Source organism: Lysinibacillus sphaericus OT4b.31 (genome assembly GCF_000392615.1).
GTDB lineage: Bacteria > Bacillota > Bacilli > Bacillales_A > Planococcaceae > Lysinibacillus > Lysinibacillus sphaericus_B.
Genome location: NZ_KB933431.1, coordinates 1 through 8577, shown reverse-complemented (window position 1 = coordinate 8577; position 8577 = coordinate 1). Strand labels below are relative to the sequence as shown.

The following is an 8577-nucleotide window of genomic DNA, read 5'->3' as shown; positions in this document are numbered from 1 at the left end:
ACTTCCTTCCTTTTTTTCGCTAATTTCAAACAAGGATAGTATGGGTAAAATCAGAAATATAATTCAAAAAAAACAAATTTATTGAACAATATGAGGTTGTGTAACGTTTCCCTATAAATGTTTATGCATGACATGGGAGGGCTGTCATTACACAACTGATTAACCGAAATTCGGAATGAAAGCCCTCATGTTGAGCTGAAACGAATTGTAGTCTCAAAAATGCTTAAAGCCCCTGTAAAAGGTATAGGAATTCCAATCAAAGGGACTCCGCAAGGAGGATTCTTTCACCTCTCCTGTCCAATATTGTACTAAATGATTTAGATTGGTGGATTATAATGGGGGCAATTGTTCAATAGAGCAGTTGCTTTTTACTAATGAAGCAGGTTTCTTCAATAAGCATAGATGGATTTTCGTTAATTTTAAATGGTAAATTTATAAATATTTGGAACATATAATTGTTTCAATCGTATTAAAGTAAATGGGTAGTTTAGTTCGATTTAAATAAGGGGTGTTTAAAAAATGACTATATTTAGAAATAAGTATTTTGCAGGAGTTTTATGGATTTTAGTTATCGTTTTATTTGGTGTCGCTTTTTTAACGATTTCATCGAGTTATTTCAATACTAAACAAATAAATTTTGCTAGTACTCGCTGCTATGAAAAGGGTGGAAAAGTTATATTAGAAATCCATAATAATTTCACAAGTGAATACTCTTTCGAGTGTAAAAAATAAACTTTGTGTTTGAGGAATTAAAGTTAAATGACTTCCTGGTTTCTTATTAAGCTAACGGAGGGAGATTGTTCAATTAGAGCAATCACTTCTTGCTAACGGAGCAGAATAGCTTTGTAAGAATGATATATAAATCGACTGGTGAATAAAGCGTTTTATATAAACAAAGAGAACGGCGGGGTTCAAAATGAAATCAATTTTAGTTATGGGTAATGTTATATCTAGTGGTTTTGTTGCATTATTTATTTCTTGTTTTTTTCAGAAGGGGCATTAGGTGAGGTTGATGCTTTGACACCAGAATTCTTTTTAATCATACTAATATGGGCTTTTGGGTACTATTGATGTGGAGATTTATTTCCAAAGACAAATTGGAAAATGCTTCTAATATTAAAATTATATTGAGTAATTCTCTGCTTTGGTTAACTATCCCTATCGGTTTAAAGATTGCGTTTCAATTTATATAAGAAGATTGGAAAAAATATAAAAAATTAAGTTGTTTTCTCATTAAAGTAACGGGTGCTTTAGTAGAAAATCTTTGAGCTGTCAGACGGATCTTATTTCTTGTTCAACTAAAGGACCAGGTTAGTTCAATAATGGTATTGTTAAAGAACAATAGAAAGAATGGAGTGAACGACGATAGATTTAGATCAATATTTAAATAATGCTTTTCCAGGACTTACTTTGGCACCTAGTCTTTATCATCAATGGGATATAGGTATTCACTTTGAATTAGGGACTGGGATTTATCAATTTAAAGATGATGGTAGCCTGAATCTCGAAATGTTTGACTGCGTATACAATCAAGCATTGTCTATTTTTAACGAACTTTTCTCTGATTTGGATGAAATTTTTCTAGTTACGAATGTTTATCAGCACAGGTCTGATGAAATTAAGAAAAAGCGAATAAAGGTTTATAATCGCTTTTTAAAAAATAAAAATTTAAAACTCCATTTAAGACAAGAAACTTTGCCATATGTATTTGATGATGAAGAAGCAGACGATTATTATACTTCTCGATTTTCCTTAAAGTGCTGCAAACACGATTTTAAATACCCATTACTTATTAAAGCAGCGTGCAATGAGGATTTCCCCTTAAAACCAAAATTCGGTCCAGTTTCAAACTATCCAGATGTGTTTTTTATAAATATCACTAAAAATGTGATTTTTTTTATTTATGATGATAGAGGATGCGAGGTCATCGCAACTAATAATGAAACCATATATCCTTTATATGAAAAATACGGTGATTGGATTGATGAGTACTCACGAGAAGAGATCGTTAAACGTTTTAAATAAGGGTGTCATTATATAATTCTCACTTCTATACTAACACTTGTCCTAAGAAAAAGGTTTATACGTCTTGTTAAACTCCCATGAAAGAACGTCGACCATATTTTTCATCACCTGTGGAGGACAAAATGAATAGAGAGAGGATTATGCCGTTTTACTATATACAAACTGTCGAAGAATACATTTATTTTACAACCATCAACGTTTTCAAAAACGACTCAGCCACCTGGTACCGATTGAATACGACACCAGATGGCTGCTTAAAGATGGGGGGTAAAATAGTGTCTAACAATTGGAGTGTAGTTCATAATTGCCATCTTGGTCTTTTTGGTGTGTACCTTATAAGCCTACTTCCGTGTGTTTAGTGAGTTCTCGGGCAAATTCTCTTTCATACTTTTTTACTTCATCTAAATATTCAATAGCTGTAGTCATTCTTGAAGAATCACTTGTATTTATTGCACCTGAAATCTCAAGAAGTGCGTAATTTAACTTGTTTAACATGGTAATTAGTGTTTCATGAATACCTACTAATTCATCCTCAACCTTTAAAGATTCGACTTTTTTAGTAATTTCATCATTAGCCGGTATTAATTCATAAGTCACTAATAAACCGAAATCGTCAAGTGTTATAATACCTATGCTTAACTCTTGCTGGTATTGTTCCAATAATGCATTATTTTGAAGAATTTCTTTCACTAAAGGAGTAGTAGTTTCATGGTATTCCTGATATATGTTTGATTCTTCTTTATCAGTAGATACTTTTTCTACAGGTGGAATATTTTCTGTCTTAGGCTTTGATTCTTCTTTATCAGAAGTACTACACCCGACTAGCCCAAAGCATAATACTAATGTAATACTATAAATTAATTTCTTCATGTAAATATTTCTCCTTTTATGTATTATTTTAGATTTATATTACAACTATACTAAATTACCTATAATATGTCAGCAAAAAAATAACAGACAACTGATTGTATGCGAAATCAAATAACAAAACCGGGTGCTCATTTAGTGAGTACCTGGTCTGTGTTCTGCCAAAGAAAGAGCTTAAATCTTTATATATAAATGAGCATATTTGTTCACACATATCACTAGCAGCAATTTGTTCTTGTACGATGAGAACAAACTTTCTTCATTGGAGGAGTGGGGCGCCGCTTGATTTTTAGGCAAGACGAGGCCAGGTATTAAGGGCTGGATTGTCTTGCTTTATCCTTCAGGCTGATATATAAAGAGCCGTTTGTTTGAATCTGTGCAAAATAGACGTCTTCAACGGATTGGACATTTTGTTTTTTTAATTTTTTTATAAGCCAATCTTCTGTCAACTCAAGCTCCACAAGGTTTTCGTAAATAAGTTGGCCATCTGAAACCACCTCTGTTGGTAGATAGGTTGGTGGTGAGACATCCGCTTTAACATCCTGTTTCGTTGCAACTTGTTCAGAGGTTTTTTGTAAAACACTTAGCGCACCGTTTGTTTCAAGGATGGCATATTGTACATCTTGAACGGAAAAAATAGATCGCTCACGTAGCATCATTGTTAGCTCATCCATATGCAACCGATTTTTCTTTAGCCCAGATTCCAAAATAAGACCATTTTGAATAACAATAGTTGGCTTATCATCAATCAGGACACGAGCTTTTTTAGATTTTATGGTAAGGATGGTCATTAAATAGGTTAAAACGCCCCACCAAATGAGCGCGATGAGTGCATCTAAAAAAGGTGTTTGAGCCTGTGATGCAATTTGGGCAGCGATGGAGCCGAATGAAATACCCGTTGTATAGTGGAAAAAAGTAAGTTGGCCAAGTTGTTTTTTTCCGAGGATTCTAGTTAAAATAAGTAGCACAAAAAAAGAAATGATGACTCTAAGTGTCATTTCCCAAAATTGAGCGTGAATAAAGTCTCCCATACATCAATCAACTCCTAAACTGCTGTCAAAAAATAGCTTGTGCAGAAAGCTCAATAGTATGCGACAATCACCAACAAAAAAAGTAATAAAAAGCTTGATGAAAAGCATGAAAAGTCAAATTTGTTTCTACGTAAGGGAGCCAAAAAGAAGTATATAAAGAAGTCCCTCCTAAAGTAGAATACTCGCTAACACCAGAAGGGAAAAGCTTTATCCCAGTACCGGAAATTATAGGAGAGTGGGCAAAAACTATATGAAGAAGAAACAAAAGGAACAAAAATCCGCCACACCAAATAATCAAATAACGGCTAGAATGATGAATGATTTCTTCAAGAAAAGGCGCTTTACTTGAATTAAGTAGGCATTCATTCGTTTGGTTGGTACTATTCAGCAGCGAGAAAATAACAAACAGATAGCTAATGGCTCATTTTTTTCTTATGGAATCCATATTTCGATGAATATCTACATGTTTATAATCTACTATAAATATTGAAGAAGATATGGATAGGAGAGAAATAAAAGTGAAAAAAATGACTGACGTTCCCAATACAGAAATTATTAACCCGAAAATTCTATACTACGGAACTCCTGTGATTTTATTAAATTCGCTAAATGAGGATGGAACAGTAAATATTAGCCCCCTGTCATCATCATGGGCATTAGGGGATTGTATTATATTGGGCGTTGGACTTGGGGGAAAAGCGATTGAAAATTTAGCGCGACATCCTGAATGTGTGATCAATATTCCGAGTCCTTCATTATGGGAGAATGTTGAAAAATTAGCTCCTTTTACAGGGAAAAATCCCGTTCCAGAATATAAGAAGAACAATGGATTTACATTTGAAAAAGAAAAATATGATGTTAGTTCATTAACACCTGCTTTGTCTAAAACAGTAAAACCTACACGTATTATAGAGTGTCCAATACAAGTTGAGGCAAGGGTTCATCACATACGAATTCCTGATTATTCTTCAGATTTTGCAATTGTTGAGACGCAAGCTATACATGTACATGCCCATCAGGAAATCATTATTGGAGAAAATCATATTGACCCAAATAAATGGAGCCCACTTATTTATAATTTTCGTCATTATTTCGGTCTTGGTAATCAGTTAGGAAAAACTTTTAGATCCGAGATATAGAAATTTTATCTTTTATAGTCGTACTTATATTATACACGATGACCAGGTTCAATTAATTTCGAGCCTGGTCTTATTTCGTTTATTTTGAAAAATATTATCAATGTTTCAGTCGAATGATTGATGTAAAAGTGACTGAATTTTACTATATTATTTCATAAATACATATGAATAGGAGCATGTTTAAATGATAAAAGGTTTATACGAAGCACATTTACCAGTCAGTAATTTAGAAAACGCTATTGCATTTTATAAAAAGTTAGGGTTAAAACTGGCATCTAAAAAAGGAAAAGTGGCTTTCTTTTGGATCGTGAAAGGCGAAAGCTGGTTGGGTTTATGGGAAAGTGAGACTGTTCAATTACCATATCATCCATCTATCCGACATTTAGCGTTTAAAATTGATGAAGAAGATTTTAAGCATGCGAAAAAATGGTTGAAATCGATTGGAATCGAAATTCGCACAGAATTTGCCCTTACTTCCGACCAGCAACCCCTGGTATTATCAAACTATCCTCATGCACATGCTGCACTCTATTTCTCAGACCCAGACGGTAATTCATTAGAATTCATCACACCCTTAAGATTAGATGATGTTGAGGATTTTAATGAGATGTCTCTTGAAGAGTGGAGAAAACGGTAATTATTTGTACGGGCTGTACCAAACAAGTAACGCTCTTTTTGCTGAACTTATATTGTACTAACGATGCAGATTAGTTAAACAAGTAATAAATTGAAAAGAAGAAATAATGAAAAAAGCATTCAGGGAACTGTCCCTTGAATGCTTTCTCTTCTAATATTTAGAGTGAATTTCCAGTACATCTGTTAGCTGGGCTTTAATACCAGGGGATAGATGCCCGATTTTGTCCGTTTATTAGACGCCCATTTTTCTACGGGTATTGCTTGTTTTTTTCGCTTGCTGGCTTTTCATTTTTTTAGTTGAAAGGTCGGCATTCTTTTTTCCATTATTAGTAGATGATTGGTTCTTTTTGTTTTCAAGCTGCTTTTTCACTGCCTCTTGCAAGCTGATTTTCTTTTTTGGTGCTTCGGATTGATTATTCTCAGTCATAGGAAATTCCTCCTTTTTGAACATGTTAGTCCAGTATAATCTATTTTCACTTATTTGTGAAACATTGCCCTTAAAATAACGGGAGCTTCGTTGAATAAGCCCATCGACCGCTCGGATAAGGTGGAAGAATCGCTCAGGTAAACCCAACCATCGCTCGGGTCAGGAGCAGAACCGCTCAGTTAAGCCCATCCATCGCTCGGGTAGGTCGAAGAAACGCTCAGGTAAGCCCATCCATCGCTCGGGTAGGTCGAAGAAACGCTCAGTTAAGCCAGTCTACCGCTCGGGTCAGGAGCAGAACCGCTCAGGTAAGCCCAACCACCGCTCGGGCGGTCAGGCAAAAGCTTGATTTCTCCAACGCGCCAGTAGGATTGGCCTAGATTTTTTGGATTTTTATGTTGTAAAAGTGCCAAGGAGATATTTTATTTTATCATTTGTAGCGCTTATTCAGTTTTTCTTGGTGAGTACTAAAAATTTCCTCAAGCGAAATGTCATATTTATTGGCAATAACAATTATATTTCCTAAAACATCGCCAAGTTCTTCTACTAATTCTTGCTTATTTTCTTCGTAGGAACCCACCTTTTCATCAGGACGGTCTCTTCCAATTTCAAGCGCTCGTATGGCACGCGCTACTTCACCAGTTTCTTCTGCTAAAAAGCCTATCCGTGTAAAAATATTTAAGTCAGACCAACCACGTGTTTCATAATATTCTTTTACCCACAGTTGAAATTCATTTAATTCCATATTTTCAAGCCCCATTTCTTTCCTGTATAAATTAAATTATACTATAAAAGAATAGTGCATAATATGGAGGGAAGTAACATGAAGAGCATTGCGGTTTTTTGTGGTTCAAGCATCGGAGCTTCTGAAGCTTACCGAGAAGGAGCCATACTCTTAGGGAGAGAATTAGCTAAACGAAATATTACATTAATTTACGGTGGAGCAAGTGTGGGTGTAATGGGAACGGTAGCAGACACTGTCCTTCAAGAAGGGGGTAAAGTCATTGGTGTTATACCAACTTTACTTGAGGACCGAGAAATTTCTCATAAACATTTAACAGAGTTGATTGTTGTAAATTCTATGCATGAGCGTAAAAGTAAAATGATGGAGCTAGCTGATGGATTTATAGCTTTACCTGGAGGCCCGGGTACATTAGAAGAGTTTTTTGAAGTGTTCACGTGGAACCAAATTGGCTTGATTCAAAAACCTTGTGGAATTTTAAACATCAGTCATTATTATGATTTACTTATTGCATTATTTGATCATATGCAAGACGAACATTTTCTACAAACACAGTATCGGGAGGCACTTTTAGTAGACAGTGACGTAACACTGCTCTTAGAAAAATGTTTAGCTTATGTGCCTCCTGCAATTAAAACATATCAACATAATTAATGTTTTGGTTGAACTTACGCTTTGTTTTGAAGCAATTAATGAAGCAAGTCTAACCACTCATTTCTTTACCAATTTTTCACCTTAATCAGCTATTACTTCACCTTATTTAATCATTTCAAAAAGGTGAAGTAATAGCTGTAGTTATAGTAGCTGTGTCAGGAGGGAAACTTACAGTATCATCAGATAAGTTCGTTCCAAGTATAAATAATACAAGGACATTCCTGTACGCTGCCGTTTCTATTAAATCTGAATCTTCTGCCACGAATTTTGATGTTTTAATCCTATCAATTGTATTGTAAACTCAACATCAGCACTTTGATAATTGCCAGTTGGTGCTTCATATAAATCGATCATTGAATATGTACCTGTAAAATAGCTTAACTCATTTCCTAACACTTAGGACCGCCAAACCTATAGAGTGAAATTCAGTTAATTGATATTTTGTATGTCTCATTAAGAAGTATTGTACCGTTTATTTTAACGACACATTTTAAACTTAATAAACCACCAATTTTTACTCTTATAGTAGATATAGTGCCATTATCTTCTGTAATTTCACCCTTTAATGTTACATAGGGGAAGATTTGTTTGAACCCATTTGCTCTACTTTTCATATCCACTACTTCATTATTAATGTAAAGAACTTCTTCCGTCATTGCATTTACAATTCGAATGACATGTCCTTTATATTCTATTTGCCATACTTTAAATACTTCTTTTTCTAAATCCTCTTTTGTATTCTTCAACTCTTCTCTTAGCTCATCACGCAAATTTTTAAACAAGGTAATTCCTCCATTATAGTTTTTGAATTTATTTAGTCTTTGTCTTGCCTCTTTTTAATAGCCTGTGAATATTATTGCTTCTGCAATTGCATCCATTCCCAACGCCTGGAGCAGATTCTAATTTCATTTTATAGAAAATAATTACATTAGTACAATGAAAAACAGACAATTGTCAAAAATTAATCTGTTCATCTCATTCTTAGGAAAGCGATGCAATGTGAGGATGAAGGAAGCGTTTAAAGTAAATTCACGGTAAGTGAATCAATTTCATAATACG

General features: G+C 34.4%; 10 protein-coding genes and 1 pseudogene. 6 read left to right on the top strand and 5 right to left on the bottom strand.

Translation table 11 applies throughout. The features are described 5' to 3' along the window. The first annotated feature begins 519 nt into the window (after positions 1 to 519). Both H131_RS22570 and H131_RS22565 read left to right on the top strand, forming a co-directional pair. A complete protein-coding gene (locus tag H131_RS22570) occupies positions 520 to 732 on the top strand; it encodes a hypothetical protein (RefSeq protein WP_010861457.1) in 213 nt (70 codons plus the stop codon). 633 nt (positions 733 to 1365) lie between these two features. Beyond that, positions 1366 to 2025 (top strand): DUF3885 domain-containing protein, encoded by a 660-nt coding sequence (locus tag H131_RS22565; protein ID WP_036132594.1) that lies wholly within the window; start codon positions 1366 to 1368, stop codon positions 2023 to 2025. A gap of 333 nt (positions 2026 to 2358) precedes the next feature. On the opposite strand, the gene H131_RS22560 is transcribed toward H131_RS22565, so the two are convergent. Continuing rightward, the gene (locus tag H131_RS22560; RefSeq protein WP_010861455.1) at positions 2359 to 2895 is read right to left on the bottom strand and encodes a hypothetical protein; all 537 of its coding nucleotides are present in this window, start codon (positions 2893 to 2895) and stop codon (positions 2359 to 2361) included. A 308-nt stretch (positions 2896 to 3203) separates the two neighbouring features. Beyond that, a complete protein-coding gene (locus H131_RS22555; RefSeq protein WP_010861454.1) occupies positions 3204 to 3923 on the bottom strand; it encodes a DUF421 domain-containing protein in 720 nt (239 codons plus the stop codon). Between the two features lie 191 nt (positions 3924 to 4114). On the opposite strand from H131_RS22555, the pseudogene H131_RS26235 reads away from it, so the two are divergent. The 3 genes and pseudogenes from H131_RS26235 to H131_RS22545 all read left to right on the top strand — a co-directional run. Then, positions 4115 to 4177, top strand: a pseudogene (locus H131_RS26235) (hypothetical protein); the annotation flags it as partial. 273 nt (positions 4178 to 4450) lie between these two features. After that, the gene (locus tag H131_RS22550) at positions 4451 to 5062 is read left to right on the top strand and encodes a flavin reductase (RefSeq protein WP_419185175.1); all 612 of its coding nucleotides are present in this window, start codon (positions 4451 to 4453) and stop codon (positions 5060 to 5062) included. A gap of 184 nt (positions 5063 to 5246) precedes the next feature. Next, the gene (locus tag H131_RS22545; protein ID WP_010861452.1) at positions 5247 to 5699 is read left to right on the top strand and encodes a VOC family protein; all 453 of its coding nucleotides are present in this window, start codon (positions 5247 to 5249) and stop codon (positions 5697 to 5699) included. A gap of 231 nt (positions 5700 to 5930) precedes the next feature. On the opposite strand, the gene H131_RS22540 is transcribed toward H131_RS22545, so the two are convergent. Next, entirely contained in the window at positions 5931 to 6125 is a 195-nt protein-coding gene (locus H131_RS22540) for a hypothetical protein (RefSeq protein WP_010861451.1), read from the bottom strand. A 427-nt stretch (positions 6126 to 6552) separates the two neighbouring features. Next, the gene (locus tag H131_RS22535; RefSeq protein WP_010861450.1) at positions 6553 to 6867 is read right to left on the bottom strand and encodes a MazG nucleotide pyrophosphohydrolase domain-containing protein; all 315 of its coding nucleotides are present in this window, start codon (positions 6865 to 6867) and stop codon (positions 6553 to 6555) included. A gap of 78 nt (positions 6868 to 6945) precedes the next feature. Here H131_RS22535 and H131_RS22530 point away from each other — a divergent pair, with 78 nt between their 5' ends. Further along, positions 6946 to 7518 carry an LOG family protein gene (locus H131_RS22530; RefSeq protein ID WP_010861449.1) on the top strand — a complete coding sequence of 191 codons (573 nt, stop codon included), beginning with the start codon at positions 6946 to 6948 and terminating at the stop codon, positions 7516 to 7518. A 425-nt stretch (positions 7519 to 7943) separates the two neighbouring features. Here the strand turns inward: H131_RS22530 and H131_RS22525 are convergent, their stop codons facing one another. Continuing rightward, the gene (locus H131_RS22525; protein WP_010861448.1) at positions 7944 to 8300 is read right to left on the bottom strand and encodes a hypothetical protein; all 357 of its coding nucleotides are present in this window, start codon (positions 8298 to 8300) and stop codon (positions 7944 to 7946) included. Positions 8301 to 8577: the final 277 nt, after the last annotated feature.